Raw genomic sequence first — 26,421 nt, forward strand, 5'->3', positions numbered from 1 at the left:
GCTAATCTTTCATATATATTTTTAACTCCTTTAAAAAATCAGCTTCTTGTGGTGTAGCTAAATTAGGATTTATAATGTTATAATTTTTGTCAATTAAGATATATCGAGGAAGTTGATTCAAATTGACTCTTTTAATGATATTTTTGTTGTTCAATGTTTCAGCAAATAAATAAGAATTAGAAAGATGCAAATTTTGAGCTTTCTTTATCCATTTTTCTTTATCTTTTGTTCTATCCATACTAATGTATATTAATTCAAGGTCTTTTGGCAAATCCATATTATGCATTGCTTCTATATTTTGTAAGCATGGAATACACCAAGTAGCCCAAAAATCTAATAAATAATATTTAGAATTATGATTAGAAAGTATATTTTCTAATTTTACAACTTTATTATCACTATATAAATCAAATGATAAAAGTTCATTTTTAATAGAATTGGATTTTTCGTCTGTAACTAATAATTTTTCTAACTCTATTTTATTACTTTTGTAATAATCTGTATTTTTAAACCAATCTACATTTTTATCATAATTTGCATATTTTTTATCTTTATATTGTTGTAAATGATTACTGATACCTATTTCTATTAAATTATTGAAAAGCTCATTTTTGTTTTTATTAAGATTTAGTGAATAAATATTCTCCTTTTCAGCTTGAATATATTGATATACTATACCTAATAAATCTGTACTCCAAATAGGTTCTTTTATCTTAATTAAATAATCTTCTATCCTTTTATCTTTTGGGGATAGTAATGATAATTGCTTATAAAACACAAGATCATTTATTGACAATTGTTCAGTATCTGTAAATTTCTTCTGATATGCAATATGTAAATTTTCTATTTTCTGTATTTTCTGTGAAGGGGTAAACTTATTCGTTTTCTTGGTTATTTGTTGATACCCATTTGTAATATTGTCATATTTAATTACAATTCCATCATGATTTTGCAGTTCAACATTCCCATTTTTATTATCAAAGAGAAATTCTATTTGCTGAACAGATTTATTAATAAAATAATCATGGTAATAAGTTTGCAACTTATTATCTATCATGGTGAAAGTTCTATAAAGAAATGTATAATCAAAATTTGTTGTTTTTAAAACTTTCTTTGTAATAGTACTATTAGTGTCTGATTTATTCTCAAAATTGACATATTTACTATTAAAATCAACGTCATTATATATAAAGCTAACTGTAGTTTCTGGTGCTATATTTTTTACTGTTATTTGCAAAGAATCATTCTTAACAATTTTAGTTGATAATGTATCTTTATGTATTGCATTATTTTTGATAATCTGTTTTTCAGATGTATTGCTACAATTAAATATACTACATAAAAAAAGCAGGTATAAAAACCTGCTTGAATTGATATTTAAAAGCTTAATTACCATATCCATCGTATGCACAATCATATTTACATCTTGTTGCACCACTACCTCCATTCATAATATCTACACATGCAGCATTTGCACCAGAAGATGCCTGTGAGTTACTTCCCGGAAAATACTGATTATGAACCTCGGTTGTACCATTAATTGAAATAGTAAGTTTACAAGATGAACCTTTTCCACCATTAACAGTTTTCAATTCATTTCTAGAAAGTTTTTTGAAATTTTTCATAAAAATATTTTTTAATTAGGTTACAAATATAAAAATATAAATCAAACAAAGGAGATAAACTTTAAATTTTTGTATGAAATTGAATTTATTTCTAATATCTACTTAATTAAAATCAAACAAAAATTTTTAAATCTAACAGTTGTCTAATTATTTTGCTACATCATTATATGTCATTATCTAAATTTAATATGTTAATCTTAATGTGACTGATGTGTTAAAAAGAATTTCTAATTTTTCAACAAATTAATAGAAACCGTTGCCAAGTCAGAGTTCGGAAACTTCCTGAATAATTCTTTATCAATCTGCAGCCCCGTTTCCATGCAAATTTTCTTAAAAACTTCCACTTCCAAAATATATTGGTCAGAAAAGCCATGCGTCGCCTCGTAAGCGGTTGCCGGAGTTTTTCCTAAATTTTCAGCCGTCATTTTTGAATCTAAAGCGTGAAGTTCGATGATTAAAAGTCCGTTTTTACGGATGTATGGAATCCAAAGTTCAAGATGTTCTTTCAGACTTTCTTCAACTAAATTATTCGGTAATCTCTTTCCACGATATGCAAATGCTCCGGTTGAAGTACTGATTCTTTCTGGCTGACTGTTGTCAGGAGCTTTCCAAACTCTGTTGTGGTCTAGAAAAGTTCTAATATTCAACAAATCTGAGAGATCAATTTCGTAATTTTCTTTTAAATCATCAGCCAATTGTTTCGGATTTCCGATGTCGCCCCAGATTACTTTTGCCCAAATATCGTTGTTGATGAGGTTAGCTCGGGTCACTTTCAAAGCGGCTTGGTTGTAATCTGCACCCACTAAAAATAAAGGATGTTCTTCCAGCATTTTGCCGCGAAGCGTATATCTTTCAATTGTTTCAAAAATATGTTGAATGAAGGCACCGTTTCCACAACCCATATCCAGAACACCCTTCGGTTGCAAATGAATGGGCTGATTGAAAATCTGAATAATAAAATCATTCGCCACTTTAAAATAATTGGAGTGTGAGCCGCCGCTTCCCCAAACATTCATTGCTCGGTCTACATGAATTTCATCTTCACCTTCAGAGATTTCTCTTATTTTGGATGCGTCTCCAAACAGAAGATCGTCCATTTTATTCAACAAAGGAAGATAGGAAACTGTAACGCCATATGATGCGGCTCTTTTGGCAAAGTAAATTCCGGTTTCAGTAAATTTATAATTGTCGCCGGTCTTTTTAAACCAACCTAAAAATGTCAGAAAATCTAAAATGACCTCAAAATTATCAGAGTTTTTATGAAATTCTGCCGCCTGAAAAGAAGTTTCCATAAAATACTTATGAAACATACCTGTCATTCCGAGATAGACGATGACCGGACCGATGATGCATCCTTCGATATGTTTTAAAATTTGCTCCTGAATATGTTTTTCTTCCGCATCATCAGAAAGCTGAATCCCGAAATGATTTTTTATAGAATCACTCAGCTGTGTAAATTCTTCAATAAATGAATTTTCGTTGATTTGATTTTTAATATTGGTAGAATGTTTCAAAAACGGAATCACTTTTAGATAAAGCAAGCTATATTTTTGAAGAAACTGAGTTTTGTTGTTTGCAGAAATTGTAATAATTTCTTTCTCATTATCGACATCATAATTCAGGAAACCTTGCGACGCCAATGCCCGAATTGCTACATTCAGATAGCCTTCATTGGCTTTAAACTCATCTGAAAGTTCGCTCAAAGTTATTTTTTCACGATCAATAATGAAATTAATAATTTCCTTTTTTATGAGTGAAGCAACTACAGGCGCAGTAACAACGCCATCCAAATGTCTGAAAATTTCTGAGCGCAGAATTTCTTTATCCATACAATATGTTTTTTCTAAAGTAAAAAAATTAAACAAATAATTTGAAAAAAGTTTTGCTGTTTAAAAATTAAATATAACTTTGCAATTCAAAGTTCTTTTATATGGAATCAAAAAACTATCACGAAGACTTATCACATATCCGTTCTATGATGGAGCGGTCGTCACGTTTTATTTCGCTAAGCGGTCTATCTGGAGTAGTTGCCGGTTTGGCAGCGATTATTGGGGCGGCTTATGTTTATTTTGTTTTCCAGAGAGAAGGAATTGATTACTTTGACGGCGATAGAAATATTTTTGGGAAGGAATTGGTCAAGGAGCTTGTTGTAATTGGTGCAGTCATTCTGGTTGTGGCCATTTCGTGCGGATATATTCTCACCGCCAATAAAAGCAAAAAGAAAGGATTAAAAATATGGGATGCCACCACGAGAAGGCTGTTGGTGACATTTGCCGTTCCTTTAGTTACAGGTGGATTATTTTGTCTGGTGCTTCTGTATCATCACTTATTTGTCTTGGTCGCTCCGGCAACTTTGATTTTTTATGGATTGGCGTTGGTAAGCGCAGAAAGATATACTTTGACAGATATTAAGTATTTAGGATATTGCCAGATTGTTTTAGGATTGCTTTCCTTCCTGTTTTTAGGTTGGGGATTGGTTGCATGGACGATTGGTTTTGGGTTGCTGCATATAGTTTATGGACTGATTATGCATAGAAAGTATAAGTAATTGTTATGGATGCTTTTATAATTATTTTAATTTTATCCATAATTATTTATGCAATATTTTACAATTATTTAAAGAAACGAATAAAGAATAAAAATTATAGAATAATGGTAAGTATTATCTTGTCATGTTTTATTGGAATCATTTTATATACATTATTGGTAGGTGCTTTTATTTACGCATTAACGAAAGAAAAGTATAGAGAATTTGAAAGAGAAAGATGGATTCTTGTTGGTGAAGATATTAATAAAAGATTAAGCAGATTTGAAATGATTGATGATTTGATTGATAGCAAATTTTTGATCAAAAAAGATAGTTTACATGTAAGGCAAATCTTAGGAGAACCTGATTGGAGAGATAAAGAAAATTATAAATGGACTTATGAAGCGGGGACGGGTGGAGGTTTCGGTTTTGTTGATCATTACTTAGATATTTATTATGATGCAGGTTATGAAACCATGAAAGTTGAACACCGAAGAATTAAAGATTAGAGAATTATGATTAACATTTCAAAACTCAACAAAGAATTCGAAAGCCGTGTAAGATTGGGCATCATGTCTGTTCTTATGGTCAACGATTGGGTTGATTTTTCTGAAATGAAAAGTTTGCTGGAAATCACAGACGGAAATATGGCAAGTCACAGCAATGCGTTAGAAAAAGCCAATTACATTGAAGTTAAAAAAGAATTTGTCGGTAAAAAGCCAAAAACGTCGTACCGTGTAACTCAAAACGGTAGAATTGCTTTTACCGAGCATTTAGATGCCTTAGAAAAATTAATAGGAAGATAAATTCTATATTTTTTTGAAAATTAACTTTGAAAAACAAAGTGCTTTATAGATTTAAATTAGTTAAAATGATAACAAAAAAACAAACAACTCTGGCAATTTTTGCTGTACCAGCACTCTTAATGGTGGCAGCATTTTTAGGAAATCTTTTTGTAGAAGGCTGGTACTGGTCAAGATTTGATTTTATCTTGGCGGCAATTCTACTTTTCGGAACGGCTGGTTTAATCAGCTTGGTGAGAGCAATCGTTAAAAACAGCAATTACAAAATCTTTATCAGTCTCTTAATTGTTGTGATTCTTATTTTGGTTTGGATGGAATTGGCAGTCGGTCTTTTCGGAACTCCGTTCGCAGGAAGCTAATGTGCTTTTCCAAGCAATCAAAGATGAAAATTTTCTCGCAGATTGAGCTGTTCCGCAGATTTTTTATCCGATTGAAATCTGTACAATCCATTGATCTGCGAAAGTTTAAATCAAAAATAATCACATTAACCTTACATCATGACCAGAAAACATTTTCTAAAAAGACTCATGCAGCTTTCTGCAGTCGGAGCTTTGCCTTTTCTTTATTCATGGCAGATCGAACCATTTTGGGTAGAATTTGTTGAAAGAAAACTTCCCATCAAAAATTTACCTGAACATCTTGAAGGGAAAATATTAATGCAGATTTCAGATCTACATGTCGGAGACCGTTTCGATTGGAATTTTTTGATTGAATCTTTTCAAAAAGCCCAAAATTACAGTCCTGATTTTGTTGTCTACACCGGAGATTACGTCAATCACGGAACTTCCGAAGATCATGAAAGCCTGAAAAAGGTAATGTCAAATGCAGTTTATGGTAAGTTGGGAACTTTCGGGATTCTTGGTAATCACGATTACGGAAAAACTTGGAAAAATCTCGGTTCTTCAAAAGAGATTTGCCGTATTCTTCAAAACAATGGCGTTACCATGTTGAATAACGAACAAATAGAATCTCACGGTTTAAACATTATCGGCTTCGACGATTTATGGTCACCCAATTTTGATCCGATGAAAGTGATGAAAAATTACAATCCTGAAAAAGCGAATCTTGTGCTTTGTCATAATCCTGATGTTTGTGATAAAGATGTCTGGAACGGTTACCAAGGCTGGATTTTGAGTGGTCATACGCATGGAGGACAATGCAGAATTCCTGGTGTGATTACGCCGATTCTTCCCGTAGAAAATAGAAAATATGTTTCTGGAGAAATTGATTTGAAAGATGGTAGGATGCTTTATATCAACCGTGCAATCGGTCATTCTTTTCAGGTAAGGTTTATGGTTAGGCCGGAGATTACGGTTTTTACTTTAATACAAGCTTAAAAAATTTTATAATGAAAAATCAATCTTTTATTTATTTTGGAAAATGTGTGTTTGCTCTATTTTTAATATTGGGAAACATCAGTTTGTTCGGGTATGTGTTGACGAAGTTTGACAGTTTTGCCATTTTTGGATTTTTACTGTTGATTTATGGTACACTCATCAATCTTCTAATTGTCATTATTCTTTTTGTCTACGGTCTGTTTGAAAAAGAACAGTTTAAATATTGCTTAAGTGCAATTGGCTATATATCTATAAATATTCCAATAGCCATACTATATGCAGTGATCGGATTGAATCTGAATTAAATATAAATCTAAAAATACGCAAACTATGAAAAAACTACGTGTAAAATTCTTGCTTTTCGTTTACGACAAAACGCAAAAACTATACAGAAAATATTTTAAAAAGAAAAAAAGGCAATGGCAGTTCAATGAAAAGCAGCTGTTAGAATTCGATAAAGATTCTTTAGGCCGAAAACTCGGAGAATTTTATAAAAAACATGGTTTCACGATGATTCCGAAAATGGAAAATCACGATGTACATCATCTGATTACCGATTGCGGAACCAACTTCGAAGATGAGATTGCCATGCAGTTTCTCCTTTTTGGGAACGGAAAACTCAATGCCCATCTTTTGGCGGCAATTGTTTTGGGAAGCATTATTCTTCCGGAATATTATAAAATTTACAGCAAAGCTTACCACAAAGGAAAATCAATGCGGCCATTTCATCATATAAATTTTGAAGAATTGTTGTGGCAGAATTTTGAAAATGTAAAAGACTTCATCCGCCAAAAAGAAACGCCTGTTTTATATTAGCCACAACTTTAATCTTAAAAAATTTCCTCATGAAAACACATCATTATATATTTCTTACAACCGCCATCTTTGTAACGCTTTTTTACAACGAAAATATCGGTCTCAACCTCGGGATTTTAGCGATTGTATATTCTGTACTCACTGTTTTTAAAACTCCTGAGAAAAATAGGACGAGAACCTTTATGATTCTTTTGGTAACCAGTATTTTTTCGGGTATTGCTTTTGCATGGTACGGAGATTTTGCTTCATTTTTGGCGGTGGTAAGTTCACTTTTGCTGCTTTCTTACCGTTCACAAAACAAGAGGATGAAAATTCTTTTATTGATCCCGGTTTTTGTAGTCAATTGCTTTACTTTTATCTGTAGAATTTTCAATTTAGATAAATGGCTTCCGAAACGGAATGCTTCTGGTCTTTGGCAGAAAATTTTAGCATTTGTTTTAATTCCGCTTATTTTTATTTCGATTTTCTTTGGAATTTACTCTGCGGGAAGCGATCATTTTGCAAGCGTTTTTACAGATTATGAATTAGATATAGATCTTTGGCAATTGCTATGTATTTCCATTTTAGGTTTTTTTATAGCTTTCAATTATTGGAATTATTCTGTGGAAAAATTGATTTACAAACAAAACCATATTCTGGCAAACGAATTTGAAGCTAAAGATAAAATTCAAAAAGCAACATATTCTTTTTTAGATTTAAATTCTGAAAGAATGAGCGGTGTGATCTCATTTTTTTGTTTAAATATTTTGTTGGTCTTTTTTATTATTACTTTCAACTACGAGCAATTTTATGAAGCTGTAAAAACGCCTAATCAATTGTCTGAAGAAACACATGAGAGAGTAGGTGCAGTAATCATGTCTATTGTAATGGCAATTTTGGTGATTATGTTTTATTTTAAATCAAATTTCAACTTTGATTCTAAGGCGGGTTTAATGAAAATTTTAGTCAAAATTTGGATTGTTTTGAATGCTGTTTTAGTTATTTCTGCAATGCTTAAAAATACAGAATACATCATCAATTACGGTTTTACTTACAAACGTTTGGGCGTTTATGCTTTTCTTATTTTGTCATTAATTGGGCTCGTAATGACCTTTGTCAAAATTCAGATGAGAAAAAAGAATGTCTTTCTTTTCAATGCCATGGTCTGGTATTTTTATGGAACAATTTTAGCTTGTAGTTACATCAATTGGGGCGGATTGATTACTTCTCAAAACATGAAAAGAGATGATTTTGCCATTAATTATCATTTGCAATCCATCAATTTCAGTGAAAAATATTTGTTGAAATATGCTGAAGAAAAACAAAACACACCGTTGAAAAAAGAGATTTTAGAAAAAGTTAAAACTGAAAAATCAGAGACATTTCTTTCAAAAATCCTTTACTATGAAACCATTCGTGAATAAGGTGATTGAAATGGATTGTTTCTTCATAAAAAAATCTTCAAATGAAAAAATCAATCTTATTAATTATTCCTTTAATGATTTTATCATGCAAAAAGGAAGCGGCGGTATCGGATATGGCACAAAAAGATTCTTTGGTTGTCAATGAGTTACCAACTCCTCAGTCGAGATTAGATTCTGCGAATATGCCTAAAAGTGATTCTTTAATCAAAAAAGATTCTGTCAATAAAGAATTGATAAGAGAGGAAAAAGATAAAGTAATCATCATAACGAAAGACGGAAGCAGTTCTTTTAAAATCGATGAAGAATTTACCGACAAACATGATAAGCTGATTTTGAAAATTGTTAATTTCAATAAGTCTAAAATTACAGCAAAGATTACCACAAAACAGCAGGATTTTAATATTAGATTTAATCAAATCAAACTTCCTGACGGCAAAATGGATGGGCCATTTATGAGAGAAATAACCTATAATGTTCCTACATCTGGCGAGTTGTGGTTGATTATCGGGAAAAATAATATGGCAGACGGTAAAACTACCGGCAGTTTCTCTGTGAATGTAGAATAGATTTGGTATAATTTCTGCAAATCAAAACTTCTAAAATTTAATTTTTATGAAGTCATCAGCTTCAAAATTGTATTTATACAAATGATGGCAACATGAGACCTTAAAATAAATATCTATTTATGAAAAACATATTTTCAGCAGCAATCATTGCTTCAACAGCTTTGGTAAGTTGCGGAACCGTGCAGTCGGTTATTCAGAATACATTTCCTTACACGGCAAATGTTTTAGTATCTACGGGAGTTCCTGCAAACAAAGAAGTCTCGTCAACAGCAACGGCAACTAATGTTCAGACTTGGTTTGGCGGAAACAATAATGCACAGATCAAAGATGTTAGAATTTCTGATGCTAAAATATCAGTGGTTTCTCCAACGGGTGGTAATCTGAGTGCTTTAAAATCAGTAAAGGTTTACATTTCATCTACCGGGACTAATGAAAGATTAGTGGCTTCAAGATCAGATATATCTTCAAATTCATCAAGTTTAAATTTAGACTTAAACAACGAGGCAGGATTTTTGGATGAGGTTGTAAAAAGTACAGGTGTTACGGTAAGAACTGTCTACGAACTAAAAAATCAAACATCTTCTGATATGAATCTGAAAGTGGCATTGAATTTTAGTAGTGTACCTGTGAGATAATTTTAATAACATAATAAATAACTACGGCTTTCTCAGATTAGAAAGCCGTAGTTATTTTAAATAAATGTTTTTATCTTATTTTATAAATTGCTAATTCTGCGGAAGCATCTGTCAATACTCCTAAACTCAAGCCTCCTTCTACAATTCCGAAGCGAAGAACATCTCCAGCTTTTAAATTGTAAATATGACTGATTTGTCCTTGTGTTAATGATATATTGATTAATCCTAAAACACCCAAGTCTAAAAGTTGCAGCCCTCCAAACAAACGGTAATCAAGTGCTGTTGGGGTGGTTGTTCCCACTGCGGTTTTGGTTATAATTACTCCTGGTCGGTTATTACCCAATAATTCTGCTCTGATTCCTTGTCCTGTTCTGAAACTGTAATTGATATGATAAATACCGTCGGACGGAACCGTATATACATTATTACTTACATGAACTGAAGGTATTTCGACATTGTAACCTCCGCTAGATGTAGCTAATAATGGGATTGTTCTTACTGCACTACCTAAAAGATTTATTCCTAAACTTAATAATGATAGAGTTCCGCTAGCTCTTGCGGCATACGTACTGCTGGCTAAACTAGTATCGGTGGTAGTTATTTTGTTCCATATACCTAGTTGATTCCCAGGATGTGTGTAGCTGGCATCATAAACAAAAAAACCTGTGGTAGATACACCCTGTGTTTTTATTGATCCTGTAGTAACGGGGCTGGTTACAAAAACAATTGCACCGTTTTGTGGTAGACCATAAGAGGCATCTTTAAGTCGTAATGAATCACCAGAAATTCTAGGAGGTATTATTCCATCTGCAAATGTCAATTCTGTTCGCTTGTGAACATCTAGCGTTGCTTTGGGATCTGATGTATTGATTCCCACTTGTGCACTGATTCCATATCCCATTATCAATAGAAAGGGCAGTAAATAATGTTTTTTCATATTTTTCGTATTAGTTTTGGTTTGTTAAATTTAATTAAAAAAATATGTATAAAACAAAAATTACTTTAATTTTTTGATTAAAATTTTACATAATAACGTTTATGTTAATTAATTCTAAATGTTACTTTTTGTTACTATTCAATTTTGTGGGATATAAATGTGGTACATAATAATTCTAATCAGTGAATTATTATGGTAATTTTAACCTGAAAAGTTTGTGTAGAGTTAGTTTTTAGAAATAGAATCCATTACGATGGTGACTGGGCCATCATTTATTAATGAAACTTTCATATCTGCACCAAAGATTCCGCTTTCGGTTTTCAGCCCGGATTTTGCGATTTCTTCTTTGAAATAATCGAATAGAGGAATGGCTTTATCAGGCTTAGCAGCTTTGATAAAGGAGGGGCGGTTGCCTTTTTTGTAATCAGCAATCAATGTAAATTGGCTGATGCAGAGAATTTCTCCTGAAATGTCTTTTACAGAAAGATTGAGTTTTTCATTTTCATCTCCGAAAATTCTGAGATTTAAGATTTTTTGAATCAACCAATCGGCGTCGGTTTTTTCGTCTTGTTCGTCGATGCCGATAAGGAGCATGAAACCTTTCCCGATTTCTCCAACAATTTTACCATCTACTTTTACGCTCGCTTCAGAAACTCTTTGGATGACAGCTTTCATTTAATTATAAATATTTAAATTTTTAGTTCCGGCATCATAATTCCAGAAATAAGTCTTTGGAGGAACTGAAGAGATAGCGGTTGGCTGGCCTGAAATTAGTATCCACGTTGCATTGTCTTTTGGGCAAATAATGCTGATGTTGTCTTTAATTTCTAAAGTGGTATTGTTGTCGGGGCAGATGTGTGGAGCATTTCGGTCATAAACTTTAAATGATGCAGGAGAATCTGCAGTTCTTACAACAATAAGCCCGCGTGTTCCGGATTGCTGCTCATCAATGTAAATCGGTTGTCCTACGAAGTTGAGGTTGTTATATGTAGCGAGATTTAAGTTCAAATTTACATTAATGGGAGAGTTGGGGAAACAGCTTACCGTATCTTCACGGCTACCGCATGAGTTTATATTTAATAAACTGAAAGTCAATAAGATGAAAAATGATATGATTGAGAAAGTTTTTTTCATTAGAATATAAATTTTTATATATTTGTAAAACAATAACGATTAACACGCAAAAACATTGTCCGGCAAATGTCGGATTATTTTTTTATACTAAAACTAAATTTTAAAAATTATGGCGAGCTATGTAACTAAGGAAGGACTAGAGAAAATGAAAGCCGAGCTTGAGCAATTGGAAAAAATAGAGAGACCAAAAATTACTCAACAGATTGCAGAAGCAAGAGATAAAGGAGATTTGTCTGAAAATGCAGAATATGATGCAGCCAAAGAAGCACAAGGAATGTTGGAAATGAGAATTTCTAAACTAAAAGATATTGTAACGACTTCTAAAGTAATTGACGAAACTCAGCTTGATACTTCCAAAGTTTCAATCTTAACAACGGTGAGGTTGATGAATAATGATACAAAAAAAGAGCAGGTTTTTAAATTGGTTCCGGATAACGAGAGTGATTTGAAGTCTGGTAAAATCTCTGTCAATACACCTATTGCAAAAGGTTTATTAGGAAAAGTAATTGGCGAAACTGCCGAGATTATTTTACCAAACGGAAACAAATTGTCTTTCGAGGTATTAGAAATTACGCTTTAGGAAAATTCAAATTATTAACTCTTAACTTATAACTTTTACAATGAGTTCAATATTCACAAAAATCATCAACGGCGAAATTCCTGCTTACAAAATTGCAGAGAATGAGGATTTTATTGCTTTTTTAGATGCAATGCCTTTGGTGAAAGGTCATACGTTGATCATTCCCAAAAAGGAAGTCGATTTGATTTTTGACCTTGAAGGTGATAAGTACAAAAACCTTTGGGGATTTGCTCAGGAAGTTGCGAAAAAAGTAAAAAATGGAATTCCATGCATAAGAGTTGGAGTAGCTGTAGTAGGGCTTGAAGTTCCTCATGCTCATATTCATCTGATACCTTTGCAGAAAGTAGAAGATATGAATTTTAAAAACGAACGGCTGAAGTTATCTGTAGAAGAATATACAGAAATTCAAAATTCAATAATTAATTCTTAACAAAACAAGAGGTCGTGAAAAAGTAATTTTTTGCGATTTTCTTTCTTATATTTAAATTAAAATGAATGCAAACCAATGTTCTTTCTGTGGCAAGAAAAGAAATGAAGTGCAAATGTTGGTCTCAGGACAAAACGGATTTATTTGCGAAAACTGCATCGAGCAGGCACATTCTATCGTAAAAGAAAGTGTTTCTCCTACAGGATATTCTCCTGCAGAAACAATTGATGAATTAAAAAAACCAAAGCAGATAAAAGAATTTCTTGATCAGTATGTAATCGGGCAGGATCAGGCAAAAAAACAATTGTCAATTGCTGTTTACAATCATTATAAAAGATTGCTTCACGCAAAAGAAGAAAACAGGGAGGTTGAGCTTGAGAAGTCTAACATCATCATGATCGGTGAGACAGGAACGGGTAAAACTTTATTGGCAAAAACCATTGCTAAAGAACTGAATGTTCCTTTCTGTATCGTTGATGCAACGATTTTAACTGAAGCAGGGTATGTGGGTGAAGACGTAGAAAGTATTCTGTCAAGACTTCTGATGGTCGCTGACTACGATGTAGAAAAGGCGGAGAAAGGAATTGTTTTCATAGACGAAATTGATAAAATTGCAAGAAAATCTGATAACCCAAGCATCACGAGAGATGTATCAGGAGAAGGTGTACAGCAAGGTTTGTTGAAGTTACTTGAAGGAAGTATTGTAAACGTTCCGCCACAAGGAGGAAGAAAACATCCGGATCAAAAATACATTCAGGTAAATACTCAAAATATTCTTTTCATTGCGGGTGGAGCTTTTGATGGTATCAAAGAAATTATCGAAAGAAGAATGAACAAGCAGGCAATTGGTTTTAGTTCAGAAAAAATTAACAAAGTAGGAGAGGATGATTATATATTAACAAATCTTAATGCTATTGATCTTCGCTCTTTTGGATTAATTCCTGAGCTTTTGGGGAGATTTCCAATCATCACTTATTTAGAGAAGTTGACTAAAGAAACGATGATAAGAATCATGACTGAACCTAAAAATTCTATTACCAATCAATTCGTTGAACTTTTTAAGATGGATGGTACTAAACTGATCTTTACAGAAAGCTCAATCGATAAAATTGTAGAAGAGACTATGGAAAAAGGTCTTGGTGCAAGAGGTCTTAGAGGAACTACTGAAAAAGTTTTGGAAGACTATATGTTTTCAATAGGAGAAGATGAAGAAATCACATTGACAGAAGATAATATTTTGATTAATAAGTGAAATTAACATTTTTTTTGAAAAAATGTTATATCTTTGTCGGTGAAAATTGTATTAACACACAAAAATAATATACAATGAAAAAAAATTTATTAGCTATAGGACTTTTGGCGATTGTTAGTTCTGTTCAGGCGCAGAATGTTCTACTACATGTAGATGACACGGCTAAAATGTATGTAAGTGCAGGAACTCTCGTTTATAACGGTGGAGGCTTGCAATCTCGAGGTAGTGGAGTTATTGATCTTCATGGTAACATGATGGTTGTAGGTACTACTGCTGATGGTATTAAAACAATACCTACTACAGGATCAGGTGGTACGTCAGTTACCCCAAACCCTACCAATGTTATTCTTAGAATAAATACACCAGGTACCCCGGTTACTTCTACGTATGGACAGCTTTTTATTAAAGGGATCCCACAGAATAACATAACAGGATCGGTTGATAAAGAGTATGCAGCTACAAAACATGGTGCATATCAACAACTTGGTGTTCCGTTTTTCAATAAAACCTTTGCTTCTCTGAGCTCAGAGTTAGGTGGAGGATTTGATGAAATTAGATGGAATGGTAGAGAAATTCTAAAATGGAGCAATACGAACTTAAGATTTGATGGTTCTAATCCTCCAAGCACTCCAATTCCTAACGCAAGTGTTCCAGGCATTACAATTGGTTTAAATACCACAACAGCTTTAGCAGATAGAACTGCATATTATGCTGTAGGAACTAGTACTTATGTTCCTACTACATTAAGTACTGTGAAAGGTAGACCATTCGCAGACGGCGATGGTTTGGGTAGTGTTGCTGTTGGAACCAATACTGTAAATTTAACTCCTTCTACTATTCCGGCATCTTTTGGAACAGGTGGTAACAATAGAAATGTATATCAAGAGAAGTATAATACATACATCGGTGATGCATTTGACCCTATTCCGGCATGGACGGCACCAACATTTGGAAAATATTTGTATCAGTATGCCAATCCTTTTCTTACCAATATAGATTTATCTATGATTGGATTTGTTGAGGCAGGTGCATCTACAGATAATAATAATATATCAAACATTTGGGGTGTAATTGTTGATCCTCAAAATGTTACTTGGAATTCAAATACAGGTGGAACTGCAACGTATGCAGAAACTCAAAAGGTTACTTTTGATGTATCTGGAAAACCTACTGGTAATTTGCCTAGTTTGGTTATCAAGCCTTTGAATACTTTTAAAATAAAACTGAGAACTGCTACAGCTCATACATTAGATTTCGATAACTTAAGAAGGTTTGCATTTACAGCAAGAACGGAAGATGCTGCTAATCCTTATTCAGTAACGGCGTCCAAGAATACAAACTCAGGTAGTATAAAACAGTTAGGTGTATTGGCACTTGATGCTGCAGGAAATCAGATTGGTGAAACTTTCTATGTTGTAGCACCTCACTTTACTACGGGTAATATAACTGACCCTAGTGTTGGTTCGGTACAAGCAATGACTTCTACTACATCTGCAATGATTCAAACATTTGAAGAAAATGTGAATGGAGGAGTAGATTCTAATTATTCTTCTGCATATAGATTGTATATTAATGAGGCTAATGAGAATAATTATAAAGGTAAAAGAATTGATTTAAGCATATTTGGTCAGAATGTAGCTTCACTTAAGTTTGAAGTTAGAGATGATACTGTTTTAATTCCTAATAATACTCATACTTTATCTAGCGGTACCGGATTCTACTATAGTGTAGGTAACGGTCAGGCGGCTCAAGTTTATCAAGGAGCTACTATTCCTGTAAATAGCTCAAACTTCGGACTTTATTATGGAGCTCCAGTGCCACAAGGTTCTCTAAATACAAGTGATTTAAATAAAAAGTCAAGAACATTAGTTACTTATAATCCTAATATTGATCATTACATAGTTCGTTTTGATTCAGATTGGAAATCTGCATCTATTGAGGTATTCGATGCAAGCGGCAAGTTGGTTATTTCTGAAAAATCTGTGAAAACAGATTCAGACTACGTTATAAAATTAGATTCAAGTCTTAAGGCTTTCTATGTTGTAAAAGTAGTAGGTAACGACGGAACTATAGTAAATAGCAAAATATTAATAAAATAAACTAAGACATGAAATTTCTTGTAAAAAAAATATTACCTCTTCTCTTTTTGGTAGTCTATGGTCTAAGTAGTGCACAAAACACACCAGGTACTCCATGTTTTCCAGGTGAGCCTTGTGAAAGACCAGCTGCACCAATTGATATGTACGTCTATGTTTTAGTAATCGCAGCCATTTTGATGATTGCATATTTTGCTAAAAAATACAAGGCGCAAAAAATATAAAAATTTTATTAAAATATTTTAAACTCTCTGATTAGTCAGAGAGTTTTTTTATTTTTACATAATAAAATTGTGGTGATGCAAAATACAGGCACCTATGAAGAATATACAATTTTATACAATCCTTAAAAAAAGATTTAATATCTATATATGAAAAAGATATTCGTAGTATCAGGAATGTTGTGTGCATTCTCATTGCAGGCACAGTTTTCTGTAAACATTCAGGCACCCGCAGACTTTAAAGAGCAAGAAGCAATTTTATATACGCTCAATGGTTCTAAAGACATCATCGTTACAAAAGAGCTCAACAAGAATAATTCATGGACTTTTAAATATCCAAAAAACTATTCCGGGATGATGAAAGTTTTTTTTCCGAATACCAATAACAGCGTCAGCTTTATTTCTGAAAATAAGAATGTAAGTATCAAGCTTGAAACTCTTAATAACAAAGTTAAAAACGTTATTTATCAGGATGAAGCCAATGAATTGATGAACAGTATTCAGGAATCATCTCAAAAGAAGGAAATGATACTTCCAGCTCTGGCTCAAATAAAAGAATATTATAAAGACAATACAGATTTTGGTAAAGCACTTACATCAGAGATCGGAAGACTTTCCGGAACAAGTACTGCGGACTTTTCTAAACATCCTTTTATCTCTTATTACAATACCAATTATGCAAAATTTTTATCAAACGATCCTACCAAGAAAGTTAGCCAAGATGAAGTAATAGATTTCTTTGATAAGTCAAATGACATGCTTGAGTCATCATCATTAGTAAGGCCTATTTTAGTATCTTTTCTAAACACTGGTGGAAATACCAATGTTGGGCAGTCTGTAGATAAATTATTAGACAAGCTAAAGGTAGAAACACCACGTGGACAAACCATTTTATCAGAATTGATTGATATTTTTGATATCTATGAGATGGCAGAGTTCAAAAATAAATATTTGACACTTGCGAAAAACCTGAAATGTACTATTACAGATAGATTGGCATCAACTATAAAGTCTAATGCAAATGTAGAAATTGGAGCGGTATTTCCTAATTACAAATTTCAATCTGCGGTTAATACGACTGCAAAATCGATTGCTGATGTAAAGGCGGATAAAAAAGTGATTGTTTTTTGGTCTTCTACATGCTCTCACTGCGAAAGCGAACTTCCGAAACTTTTGGAAAAGTATAATGATATGAAAGCTAAAAATATTCAAATCATTGGTCTTTCTTTAGATTCTGATAAAGATTCTTACGCTAAGAAAATTGTAGCATTCCCATGGATCAATGATTCAGAATTAAGAGGGTGGAATAGTTCTTATGCAGAAACTTATAATGTACATGCAACACCAAGCTATTTTATTTTGGATGCTAACAATAAGATTATCAGTAAACCAGACCATGTAGGTGATGTTTTAACATATTTAAATCTAAAATAATTTTGGTAAATGTTAAATATTTTATATATTTGCACCACCAAAAAGGCGAGGTAGCTCAGTCGGTTAGAGCGCAGGATTCATAACCCTGAGGTCACGGGTTCAATTCCCGTCTTCGCTACAGTAAAACCCCTAGTAATAGGGGTTTTTGTCGTTTATATATTCTGTTCCGATTTTTTTATACTAAAAAGGTCGTTATTTCTTTAAGATTAGATAATAATACTTGCAACTTAATTTTTGTTTTAAAAATTTATTGATTTAAGTAAACGATTGCACACTTTTAATTAAAGATTCTAAAGGAAAAATCTTGTAAAATTTCATTAAATTTTCATTTTGAAGCAATGAGCTAATATTTTAAGTGAAAATTTTACTCTTTTGCAGGCTTTTTTGTCGCAATAGGCTCAATGTTTCCTAAAAATTAGTTCAAAAATTGATTTTTTTTTAAAATTTCAATAAAAAATACAATTATTTTATTGAGTAAATTTAATATAATAATACTTGTTTCTTATTGATAAATTAATGATTTTTTTTATTTTTTTTAATAAATGTTCAAACATAAGAACAAAATGTAACTAATAAGTAAATCATTGAAAAGAGATTAATAAAAGAGGTGAATCTAAGAAATCATAAAGTTTTCTTAAAGTTTAATTAAAATAGGGGATCTGATTTTGAAATATGAATTATTGTTGTATTTTTACAAAGCCTTGAATGAGGGAACAAGTCAAGGTAATAAATTTTTTTTCATCATTTGTGTTTTTAGAATCGTATCGCCTGATACGATTCTTTTTTTGTTTTTACTTTTCGTAATGAACTAACAAATCAATGAAATAAGAATAAGTAACCGAACCTTCCTGCTGATTACTTTTTAAAAATAGATTATTTGTAAACCCGAAAAAATCATTAAGCCATCCTTGATGTTGTAAGATGAACTCTCTTTCATAAGCTCTGTCTCTTTTCATTCCTGCAGAGTAATTTTTAAGCGCATTATTAACGAACTTTTCATCTTCATAGACAATAGAGTTCAAAAGACTTTTTAAAGTAAAATATTCGGTACTGTATCTAAGTTCAGGATTAGATGAATTAATGCCAATTAAATATCCGATAAAATTGGCTTCTTGTTCACGGGCAAATCCGAGCTGATGTGAACTTTCATGAGCCAGAGTAAAGAGTAGATAAGAAGACGGTAATTCGGCGTTATATTGAGCTTCTGCGGTGAAAGGATTGTAATATCCCAAGATACCCGTAAAACTCATTACATTTTTAAATAAACTTGGTTTAATAGAATTAACTTTATCTGTCTTTTTATTAGAAATGAAAGATGGAAGTTTATTTTGCTGATTCAGAATTTCAACCTGAATATTTTTGATATTTAAAACATTAAAAACTCCTTGTTGATTTTCATTGACAAGCAATCTTGTCTGTTTGCATTTTTCAAGGTATTTTAGAGCTAAATTTTTTCTTTTTTCTAGTGTAATTTCTGTTTCGGGAAGTTTTGCAATAATCGGTTTTTGAAAGTAAAGCATTCCCCAAAAAATCTGATATGTAAAATAAAAGATGTTGATGAGAATCAGTATTTTCAAAAGTGACTCATTTCGACTCTTCTTCTTAAAACATTTAATTATAAAATAGAAAAGAAAAATTCCCAACAAAATATATAATACGTCTCCAACTGAAAACGGAATCCAAGAAAATAAAAGCTGATGTATTTTTTTTTGAATTTCAAAAAAGCTTTCAAAGGCGGAAATCATAAATCTCAGCTTTGAAAATATAAAGAACAAAAGAATTTGGACAACTAAAATAGCTGTCCAAAATCTTTTTTTATGATATGTTTTTATAATATTAATGTCCACCAGATGTTGTTTCGCCCATAATAATTCCTTGCTTTTTAAGGATTCTTGGTGTTACAAAACCATAGAATGCAAGATATACAAAGCAAAGAATCGGGATTACATAAGAAAAATGAGTCCAAGTGATTCCCATCACACCTTCAGGACTTGTTTTATCAAAGTCACAAATCCATCCCTGAATTAGAGGGATGATACCGCCACCCAAAATCATCATTACTAAGAATGAAGATGCTTTTCCGGTATTTTTCCCAAGTCCTGCAATAGCAAGGTCGAAAATTGACGGCCACATAATCGAACAGAATAATCCTCCTGAAATGAAGAAATATTTAGCAATTTCTTTATCTGGATAAACCAAACCTAAAATCATCATCACAACACCAGCAATCCCAAAGATCATAAGCGTTTTTCCGGCTGCTTTCCCGCCAATAAAACTCATGATGATAAAAGCAAGAATCCAGAATGCGTAAATGTAAAAGCTTGAAACGTCTTTGCCACTCAGTTCGTTAGCGAAAATGATGATAGCAAATGCTATAAAAGGAACTATAAGTTTCATCAACATATTGGTCGTTTTAGACATATTAAATACATTGATACTGCCATTCCATCTTCCGATCATTAAGCTTCCCCAATATAAAGATACGAATGGAGCAATGTTATGTTCTAAAACTCCTCCAAATTCTTTAGTATGAAGCAGTGCAGGAAGATTACTGATGATAGAAACTTCTACACCTACATAAATAAAGATTGCAAGCATTCCTAAATAAAGCTGCGGATATTTAAAGATGCTGAATTTAGCTGAACCTTCTTCAATGTCGGCCTCTTCTTCTTTCGCAGGGTCTTCAATTTTTGAAAAGAGCATAAAGATAGCGACCAAAATAAAAGCGATCCCTAAAACAATGAAAGGCATTTTAACCTCTTTCAGATGATCTTTCACAAATCCTATAGGATAGGATATATTGGTAGATCTCTGCTTGATCTCTCCTAGTTTAGATGTGTATACATCAACCTGCGAATCACTTGCAGAAGTATTTTGTGCAATTGATGCTAGCTGAGTATCTAGATCGGCTATATTTTTTTCAACAGTTGTGATGACTTCGTTTACTTTCGCAGGGTCATCTTGTCTGTCATTTCGTAATTCCAGAATATTTTTCGAAAGCTCGTCTTTATGAGTTTGGTATTCCTTTTTTACGATTTCAATTTTAGTTAAATGAGTGTCTTTGGGTTTAGAATCTTCTTTGTTCCCCATTCCGAAAAGAACGATACCCAAAAGGATAGGGCCAATGGTGGTTCCTAATGAATTGATACCTCCTGCTAATGTTAAACGGTGTGCTCCGGTTTCGGCACTTCCCATTTTGATTGCAAGAGGATTAGCAACAATCTGCTGTACAGAAAAACCAAGTCCTACAATAAATAAAGCTGCTAAGAAAAACCAAAAATTGGCTGCAGCAGCAGCCGGAACAAATAGAAATGCTCCAAATGCAGACAGGACTAAACCAACCGCAAGTGTTTTTTTATAGCCGAATTTCTGAAGGATATCACTTTTTAAAGAAATGATAAAAAAGATGACAGATCCTATAAAATAAGCAACATAAAATGCCCAGGCTACAAGCTGACTTTGCACTTGTGACAGTACAAACCATTTCTTAAAAACCGGGATAAGAATGTCATTACTTGCTGCAACAAATCCCCAAAAGAAAAAAACTACGATTAAGGATAAAAATTGCGACCATTTAGTCTGTTGTGGTTTTGAATCCATATATTAAAATTAAGTTAAACAAATATAATTTTTTTCTTTGATTAACCGAGTTCTGTTAAAGTTTTTTTTATTGTCTCAAATGAAGACAATTTTAAGTCTTTCGGAGAGTCTGTTGGTGCGAGAATATCGTTGAAGTAAACTTTTACTTTTCCGGGGAAACCTTTTGAGTTGTCAAACGGAAACATTTCCTTTAAGCCAATAAAAGTAAATACCGCAATTGGTGAATGATGTTTTGAAGATAAAGTGAATGCGCCATCTTTAAACTGATCTAAAACAATAGAAGTATCATCTGGAACTCCACCTTCCGGAAAAAGTACGATGCTGTTGCCTTCTTCCATTTTTTCTGCGCATCTTCGGTAAACATCGGCGCGGCTTCTAGGGCTGCTTCGGTCAACCATTACACAAATCCGTTTATAAATCGTTCCAAAAATCGGAATTTTCACCAATTCTTTTTTTCCAACATAACAAAGCGGATGATTGGGAAATAAAATACACGGAAGCATGATATCCATAATCGAAGTGTGATTAGAGATGACAACGTACTGGGTATTTTTATCGATTTTCTTATCAGTAAGATTGATGAGCTCGTATCTCATTCCCATTCCGTAAAAAACTCCGTAACACCAGATTCTGATGAAAATGTAAGCGTACTTGTAGGTTTTCTTGTTGAGAGAAAATAAGTAAACAGGTAAACCTAATAAGATTGTCAGCAAGAATGCCAAAACCACTAACCAAAACCTCCAGAGATAATTTAAAATCTTTACCACAAATCAACCGTTAAAAATTACTTTTTTCTTCACCGAATAGTTCAGAATGGAAACCAATAGAATCGCTGCGATTTTACTGATCATTTCCGGACTCAAGGTATAAAAAATTAAATCAATATTATCTTTAAATATAAAGCTGTAGAATATCTGGAAGAAAAATAAACTTAATAATGTAGAAACGAAAGATACACCCATGAAATAAACAAACTCTCTTCTTTTGGAATGTTTTCCTCTTTCAAAAACAAACCAAATGCTTAGAAAGTAATTGGATAGAATTCCGCAACTCGTAGAGAAAATGTTACTGAATGGAAAATGGATCCCATGAAAATTCTGTTCCTGAGAGAATATCTGCGGAAGGTAAGTGCTGAAAATCTTAAAACTCCCAATTTCTACAATGGCACTCAGTCCGCCGGCGATAATGAAAAACAGGACTTGTTTGTGTCGTAGTAATAGTTCTCTCATATATTTTAGTAATGTGCAAATTTATAACTATATGTTAAACAGTGAAAAAAGTTGTTAAATTTTTTTTTCGTCTCAAAATAATTTCTAAATTTAATTTTCAGAAAGAAACAGAATCTACCTGATACTAAATTCATTTTCAACTCATTCTGTTGATGGTTTTTCTATCTTGTACCAAGCGATTGAGGCAGTTTGCTCAAATTTTACACATTAAAAACAATCAAATATTTGTATGAAATCTCAAAACAAATACAGGAAATTTCAGCTTCAGCAACAAAATATTGAAGCTTTAGAAAAAGAAAATACCCGTTTCAAAAGAGTATATTCAGAGTATGAAAATATGTCAGATGAACTTTGGAATCTGGAGAATAAAGAAGGAGAACCTATTCCCGACGACTTTATAAACGCTATGGTCATGCAGACCTCTTATCTTGAAGAGGAGATAGAAGACTGGCTTATACAGTTTAACCAAAATAAAAACGAAATCAAAAGCTGAGCTTAATCATTAAGAGGGTTTCCTTGTCTGTTTTTAAAGGCTATTTAAAGATAAATTCATAATTTAGCACTCTTAAAATAAGAATTATGGTTGCTATTGTTGATAGTGGTTCTACAAAATCAGATTGGGTAATTTTAGATGAATTCAAAAATGTTTTTCTGAAAACAGAAACCATTGGTTTCAACCCCAATTTTATCAGCAGAGAACTTATTGTTCCGGAAATTGAAAAGAATACAAGCTTAAACTCTGTTAAAAACTCAATTACCAAAATTTATTTCTATGGCTCAGGGTGTGGTGTGAAACAAAACTGCGAGACTATAGAACATGAAGTAGGAAGGGTTTTTACTAATGCTAAAATTTCTGTAAGAGAAGATTTGGCAGCGGCTGCATTTGCTGCATACAACGGAAAACCTGCAATTGTTTGCATCATGGGAACTGGCTCCAATTCTTGTTATTTTGACGGTGAAAATTTAAAAATAAAACTTCCTTCACTCGGTATTCTTATTGGTGATGAAGGAAGCGGAAGTGCGATTGGAAAACAATTGGTGCGCAGATTTTTTATGCAGAAACTTCCTCAGGATCTTCATGAAGAATTTGAAAACACCTATCATTTGACGATTGAGGAGGCATTGAAAAACATGTATCACAGCACAAGACCCAATGCTTTTCTTGCAGATTTTAATAAATTTGTGGTAGAGAGAAAAGATCATCCTTATTTTGTTCAAATGGTTTCCGAAGAGATGAAAAATTTCTTCGAATATCAGGTGATTCCTTACGAGGAATCAAAAGAATCCGAGATTAATTTTATCGGATCCATTGCTTATTATTACGAAAATATTCTACGTTCTGTAGCTTCAGAACTTCAATTGAATGTGGGGCACGTTGTACAAAAACCTATCGAAAGTTTAGTCAACTACCATATTAAATATATACTATAAAAAAACAGAAAATTCTATGTCGAATAAAACTAACCGCGACGAAAAAAATTTCAATCAGGCCGCGCTAGACTATCATAAAGCAGAACCGAAAGGAAAAATTGAAGTCATTCCTTCAAAACCACACTCTTCGCAGAGAGATTTGTCACTGGCATATTCTCCGGGAGTTGCCGTGCCTTGTATGGAAATTCACCATCATCCTGAAACGGTTTATGATTACACAGGAAAAGGAAATTTGGTTGCAGTAATCTCAAACGGAACAGCGGTTCTTGGTTTGGGAGACATCGGTGCCGAAGCTTCAAAGCCTGTAATGGAAGGGAAAGGTCTTTTGTTTAAAATTTTCGCAGACATCAATGTTTTTGATATTGAAATCGACGAAAAAGATCCTGATAAATTTATTCAGATTGTAAAAGGTATTGCCCCAACTTTTGGAGGAATCAACCTTGAAGACATCAAAGCTCCCGAAGCTTTTTATATCGAACAAAGATTAAAAGAGGAATTGGATATTCCGTTGATGCACGACGATCAGCATGGAACAGCGATTATTTCTGCGGCAGCATTGATTAATTCACTTCAAATTGCCAATAAAAATATCGAAGAAGTAAAAATGGTTGTGAATGGGGCGGGAGCAGCAGCTGTTGCCTGTACCAATCTTTATATTTCTTTAGGTTTAAAAAGAGAAAATGTATTGATGTGCGACAGCAAAGGAGTTATCAATCATAAAAGAGAAAACCTTACGCCAGAGAAAATAGATTTTATTGCTCAGACTGATATTGAAACTTTAGAAGATGCTTGTAAAGGTGCTGATGTTTTCATTGGTTTATCTAAAGGAAATGTTATGACGCCGGAGATGTTGAGCAGCATGGCAGAAAATCCGATTGTTTTCGCATTGTCAAATCCTGATCCTGAGATTGCTTATGATCTGGCACTTGCTACAAGAAAAGATGTGATCATGGCAACGGGAAGAAGTGATTATCCTAACCAAGTGAACAACGTTCTTGGTTTCCCTTATATTTTCCGAGGAGCATTGGATGTTCAGGCAAAAGGAATTAATGAAGAAATGAAATTAGCGGCCGTTCACGCAATTGCTAATTTAGCGAAAGAACCAGTTCCTGAAGCGGTAATTTTAGCTTATAACGTTCAGAATTTACAATTCGGAAGAGAATATTTCATTCCGAAACCATTTGACAACAGATTAATTACCAAAGTATCAAGTGCAGTTGCAAAAGCAGCGATTGAAAGCGGAATCGCTAGAAAAACTATTGCAGATTTCGACGAATACGAAACTCAGCTTCTCGACAGAATGGGAAGAGATGAGAAGTTGGTAAGAATGATGCAGAACCGTGCAAAAGCAAATCCGAAAAGAATTACTTTGGGCAACGCTGAAGAATATAATGTTTTAAAAGCCGCACAAATTCTTTACGAAGAAGGAATTGCTTACCCAAGTCTTTTAGGAGATAAAAAATACGTCAAAGAACAAATGGAGCGTTTCGGAATCAACATTGATGTTCCGATTATCGATCCGAGTGATGACGACCAGAAAGAAAACAGAAAAAAATACAGAGAAACACTTTGGAAACTTCGTCAGAGAAAAGGGGTGAATGAGTACAAAGCCAAAAAATTCGTACGCCAAAGAGATTATTTTGGTCCTTTGATGTTGAAACATGGGGATACAGACGGATTGATTGTAGGCTTCTCTAAAAATTATGTTTCGACTCTAAGACCTGTTTTAGAAGTAATCGAAAAAGAAAAAGGGGTAGAGAAAGTGGCAGCAATGATGATGATTTTGTCTGAAAAGAAACCAATTTTCTTCGCAGATACTTCAATTAATCAAAATCCTACAGCTGAAGATTTGGTGAATATTGCTAAAATGGCAGAACACACCGTAAAATCTTTTGCGATCGAACCAAGAATTGCGATGTTAGGTTTTGAAAACTTTGCAGCGATTTCTGAAACTTCGAAGAAGGTTGCAAAGGCAGTAACGATTCTTCATGAGAAATTTCCGAAAATGATTGTTGATGGAGAAATTCAGCCGGATTTTGCGATGAATGCAGATCATTTAAGTGACTATCCATTCTCGAAATTAGGAACTACTCCGGCAAACACATTCATCTTCCCGAATTTGGAATCTGCTAATTTATCGTACAAAATCATCAGAGGAATGAAGGTTGCGCAGGTAATCGGACCGATTTTGATGGGACTGAAACAGCCTGTTCACGTTTTACAAATGCGTTCAAGTGTTGATGAGATTGTGAATCTTGCAACGGTTGCGGTTCTGGATGCGCAGAGAAGAGAAAGTAAAAAATAAATTACTTACTTTTTGTAAATATAAAAACTCCAAATTATTTTGGAGTTTTTTGTTTTTTTTTAG

At 33.1% G+C, this 26,421-nt stretch carries 29 protein-coding genes and 1 tRNA gene; 20 read left to right on the plus strand and 10 right to left on the minus strand.

Annotated features, from left to right (window positions below):
• Nucleotide 1: 1 nt before the first annotated feature.
• From MQX03_RS10810 to MQX03_RS10820, 3 genes are all read right to left on the minus strand, one after another.
• On the minus strand, nt 2-1,417 hold the full coding sequence (locus MQX03_RS10810; RefSeq protein WP_242803122.1) for a TlpA family protein disulfide reductase: 1,416 nt from the start codon (nt 1,415-1,417) through the stop codon (nt 2-4).
• Nucleotides 1,386-1,625, minus strand: coding sequence for a bacteriocin-like protein (locus MQX03_RS10815; RefSeq protein ID WP_449508581.1), 240 nt, complete (start codon nt 1,623-1,625; stop codon nt 1,386-1,388). Before MQX03_RS10815 ends, MQX03_RS10810 begins: the two co-directional genes overlap by 32 nt.
• 227 nt (nt 1,626-1,852) lie before the next feature.
• On the minus strand, nt 1,853-3,454 hold the full coding sequence (locus tag MQX03_RS10820) for a class I SAM-dependent methyltransferase (RefSeq protein ID WP_242803126.1): 1,602 nt from the start codon (nt 3,452-3,454) through the stop codon (nt 1,853-1,855).
• Nucleotides 3,455-3,555: 101 nt separating this feature from the next.
• On the opposite strand from MQX03_RS10820, the gene MQX03_RS10825 reads away from it, so the two are divergent.
• From MQX03_RS10825 to MQX03_RS10870, 10 genes are all read left to right on the plus strand, one after another.
• Nucleotides 3,556-4,173, plus strand: a complete 618-nt coding sequence (locus MQX03_RS10825) for a hypothetical protein (RefSeq protein WP_242803128.1) — start codon at nt 3,556-3,558, stop codon at nt 4,171-4,173.
• A 104-nt stretch (nt 4,174-4,277) separates the two neighbouring features.
• The gene (locus tag MQX03_RS10830; protein WP_242803130.1) at nt 4,278-4,661 is read left to right on the plus strand and encodes a hypothetical protein; all 384 of its coding nucleotides are present in this window, start codon (nt 4,278-4,280) and stop codon (nt 4,659-4,661) included.
• A 6-nt stretch (nt 4,662-4,667) separates the two neighbouring features.
• Nucleotides 4,668-4,958 carry a winged helix-turn-helix domain-containing protein gene (locus MQX03_RS10835; protein WP_229983593.1) on the plus strand — a complete coding sequence of 97 codons (291 nt, stop codon included), beginning with the start codon at nt 4,668-4,670 and terminating at the stop codon, nt 4,956-4,958.
• A 65-nt stretch (nt 4,959-5,023) separates the two neighbouring features.
• Complete coding sequence (locus MQX03_RS10840; RefSeq protein ID WP_242803131.1) at nt 5,024-5,314, plus strand: hypothetical protein; 291 nt, start codon at nt 5,024-5,026, stop codon at nt 5,312-5,314.
• A 138-nt stretch (nt 5,315-5,452) separates the two neighbouring features.
• A complete protein-coding gene (locus tag MQX03_RS10845) occupies nt 5,453-6,292 on the plus strand; it encodes a metallophosphoesterase (RefSeq protein ID WP_242803133.1) in 840 nt (279 codons plus the stop codon).
• 11 nt (nt 6,293-6,303) lie between these two features.
• Nucleotides 6,304-6,597: a hypothetical protein gene (locus MQX03_RS10850; RefSeq protein ID WP_242803135.1), complete on the plus strand. Its 294-nt coding sequence runs from the start codon at nt 6,304-6,306 to the stop codon at nt 6,595-6,597.
• A 25-nt stretch (nt 6,598-6,622) separates the two neighbouring features.
• A complete protein-coding gene (locus MQX03_RS10855) occupies nt 6,623-7,108 on the plus strand; it encodes a ubiquinone biosynthesis protein COQ4 (protein ID WP_242803137.1) in 486 nt (161 codons plus the stop codon).
• Nucleotides 7,109-7,137: 29 nt separating this feature from the next.
• The gene (locus MQX03_RS10860) at nt 7,138-8,511 is read left to right on the plus strand and encodes a DUF4153 domain-containing protein (protein WP_242803139.1); all 1,374 of its coding nucleotides are present in this window, start codon (nt 7,138-7,140) and stop codon (nt 8,509-8,511) included.
• A gap of 41 nt (nt 8,512-8,552) precedes the next feature.
• The gene (locus MQX03_RS10865; protein WP_242803141.1) at nt 8,553-9,077 is read left to right on the plus strand and encodes a hypothetical protein; all 525 of its coding nucleotides are present in this window, start codon (nt 8,553-8,555) and stop codon (nt 9,075-9,077) included.
• A 119-nt stretch (nt 9,078-9,196) separates the two neighbouring features.
• Nucleotides 9,197-9,712, plus strand: a complete 516-nt coding sequence (locus MQX03_RS10870; protein ID WP_242803143.1) for a hypothetical protein — start codon at nt 9,197-9,199, stop codon at nt 9,710-9,712.
• Nucleotides 9,713-9,782: 70 nt separating this feature from the next.
• Here the strand turns inward: MQX03_RS10870 and MQX03_RS10875 are convergent, their stop codons facing one another.
• From MQX03_RS10875 to MQX03_RS10885, 3 genes are all read right to left on the minus strand, one after another.
• Nucleotides 9,783-10,649 carry a hypothetical protein gene (locus MQX03_RS10875; protein ID WP_242803145.1) on the minus strand — a complete coding sequence of 289 codons (867 nt, stop codon included), beginning with the start codon at nt 10,647-10,649 and terminating at the stop codon, nt 9,783-9,785.
• 225 nt (nt 10,650-10,874) lie between these two features.
• Nucleotides 10,875-11,324, minus strand: a complete 450-nt coding sequence (dtd, locus tag MQX03_RS10880) for a D-aminoacyl-tRNA deacylase (RefSeq protein ID WP_242803147.1) — start codon at nt 11,322-11,324, stop codon at nt 10,875-10,877.
• Entirely contained in the window at nt 11,325-11,783 is a 459-nt protein-coding gene (locus MQX03_RS10885) for a hypothetical protein (RefSeq protein WP_242803149.1), read from the minus strand.
• Between the two features lie 109 nt (nt 11,784-11,892).
• Here MQX03_RS10885 and greA point away from each other — a divergent pair, with 109 nt between their 5' ends.
• The 7 genes from greA to MQX03_RS10920 all read left to right on the plus strand — a co-directional run bounded on the left by greA (nt 11,893) and on the right by MQX03_RS10920 (nt 17,911).
• The gene (greA, locus tag MQX03_RS10890) at nt 11,893-12,363 is read left to right on the plus strand and encodes a transcription elongation factor GreA (RefSeq protein WP_242803151.1); all 471 of its coding nucleotides are present in this window, start codon (nt 11,893-11,895) and stop codon (nt 12,361-12,363) included.
• A 40-nt stretch (nt 12,364-12,403) separates the two neighbouring features.
• On the plus strand, nt 12,404-12,793 hold the full coding sequence (locus MQX03_RS10895) for an HIT family protein (protein ID WP_242803153.1): 390 nt from the start codon (nt 12,404-12,406) through the stop codon (nt 12,791-12,793).
• 61 nt (nt 12,794-12,854) lie between these two features.
• Nucleotides 12,855-14,042 (plus strand): ATP-dependent Clp protease ATP-binding subunit ClpX, encoded by a 1,188-nt coding sequence (gene clpX, locus MQX03_RS10900; RefSeq protein ID WP_129534976.1) that lies wholly within the window; start codon nt 12,855-12,857, stop codon nt 14,040-14,042.
• A gap of 74 nt (nt 14,043-14,116) precedes the next feature.
• Entirely contained in the window at nt 14,117-16,141 is a 2,025-nt protein-coding gene (locus tag MQX03_RS10905; protein ID WP_242803154.1) for a T9SS type A sorting domain-containing protein, read from the plus strand.
• A gap of 8 nt (nt 16,142-16,149) precedes the next feature.
• A complete protein-coding gene (locus MQX03_RS10910) occupies nt 16,150-16,362 on the plus strand; it encodes a signal peptidase (RefSeq protein WP_242803156.1) in 213 nt (70 codons plus the stop codon).
• Nucleotides 16,363-16,509: 147 nt separating this feature from the next.
• Complete coding sequence (locus tag MQX03_RS10915; RefSeq protein WP_242803158.1) at nt 16,510-17,793, plus strand: TlpA family protein disulfide reductase; 1,284 nt, start codon at nt 16,510-16,512, stop codon at nt 17,791-17,793.
• Nucleotides 17,794-17,837: 44 nt separating this feature from the next.
• Nucleotides 17,838-17,911, plus strand: a tRNA-Met gene (locus tag MQX03_RS10920).
• A gap of 673 nt (nt 17,912-18,584) precedes the next feature.
• Here MQX03_RS10920 and MQX03_RS10925 read toward each other — a convergent pair.
• The 4 genes from MQX03_RS10925 to MQX03_RS10940 all read right to left on the minus strand — a co-directional run bounded on the left by MQX03_RS10925 (nt 18,585) and on the right by MQX03_RS10940 (nt 22,622).
• Nucleotides 18,585-19,538: a DUF3810 domain-containing protein gene (locus MQX03_RS10925; protein ID WP_242803160.1), complete on the minus strand. Its 954-nt coding sequence runs from the start codon at nt 19,536-19,538 to the stop codon at nt 18,585-18,587.
• 91 nt (nt 19,539-19,629) lie between these two features.
• Entirely contained in the window at nt 19,630-21,393 is a 1,764-nt protein-coding gene (locus MQX03_RS10930; RefSeq protein ID WP_242803162.1) for an MFS transporter, read from the minus strand.
• A gap of 41 nt (nt 21,394-21,434) precedes the next feature.
• Nucleotides 21,435-22,160, minus strand: coding sequence for a lysophospholipid acyltransferase family protein (locus MQX03_RS10935; protein WP_242803164.1), 726 nt, complete (start codon nt 22,158-22,160; stop codon nt 21,435-21,437).
• A gap of 3 nt (nt 22,161-22,163) precedes the next feature.
• On the minus strand, nt 22,164-22,622 hold the full coding sequence (locus MQX03_RS10940) for a GtrA family protein (protein WP_129534972.1): 459 nt from the start codon (nt 22,620-22,622) through the stop codon (nt 22,164-22,166).
• A gap of 229 nt (nt 22,623-22,851) precedes the next feature.
• Between MQX03_RS10940 and MQX03_RS10945 the strand changes: the two genes are divergently transcribed.
• From MQX03_RS10945 to MQX03_RS10955, 3 genes are all read left to right on the plus strand, one after another.
• The gene (locus MQX03_RS10945) at nt 22,852-23,115 is read left to right on the plus strand and encodes a hypothetical protein (protein WP_242803166.1); all 264 of its coding nucleotides are present in this window, start codon (nt 22,852-22,854) and stop codon (nt 23,113-23,115) included.
• A gap of 86 nt (nt 23,116-23,201) precedes the next feature.
• The gene (locus MQX03_RS10950) at nt 23,202-24,053 is read left to right on the plus strand and encodes a BadF/BadG/BcrA/BcrD ATPase family protein (protein ID WP_129534970.1); all 852 of its coding nucleotides are present in this window, start codon (nt 23,202-23,204) and stop codon (nt 24,051-24,053) included.
• Nucleotides 24,054-24,069: 16 nt separating this feature from the next.
• A complete protein-coding gene (locus tag MQX03_RS10955) occupies nt 24,070-26,358 on the plus strand; it encodes an NADP-dependent malic enzyme (RefSeq protein WP_242803168.1) in 2,289 nt (762 codons plus the stop codon).
• Nucleotides 26,359-26,421: the final 63 nt, after the last annotated feature.

Origin of the sequence: Chryseobacterium aahli, assembly GCF_022699665.1 — a bacterium.
In the GTDB taxonomy this organism is placed as follows: Bacteria; Bacteroidota; Bacteroidia; order Flavobacteriales; family Weeksellaceae; genus Chryseobacterium; species Chryseobacterium aahli.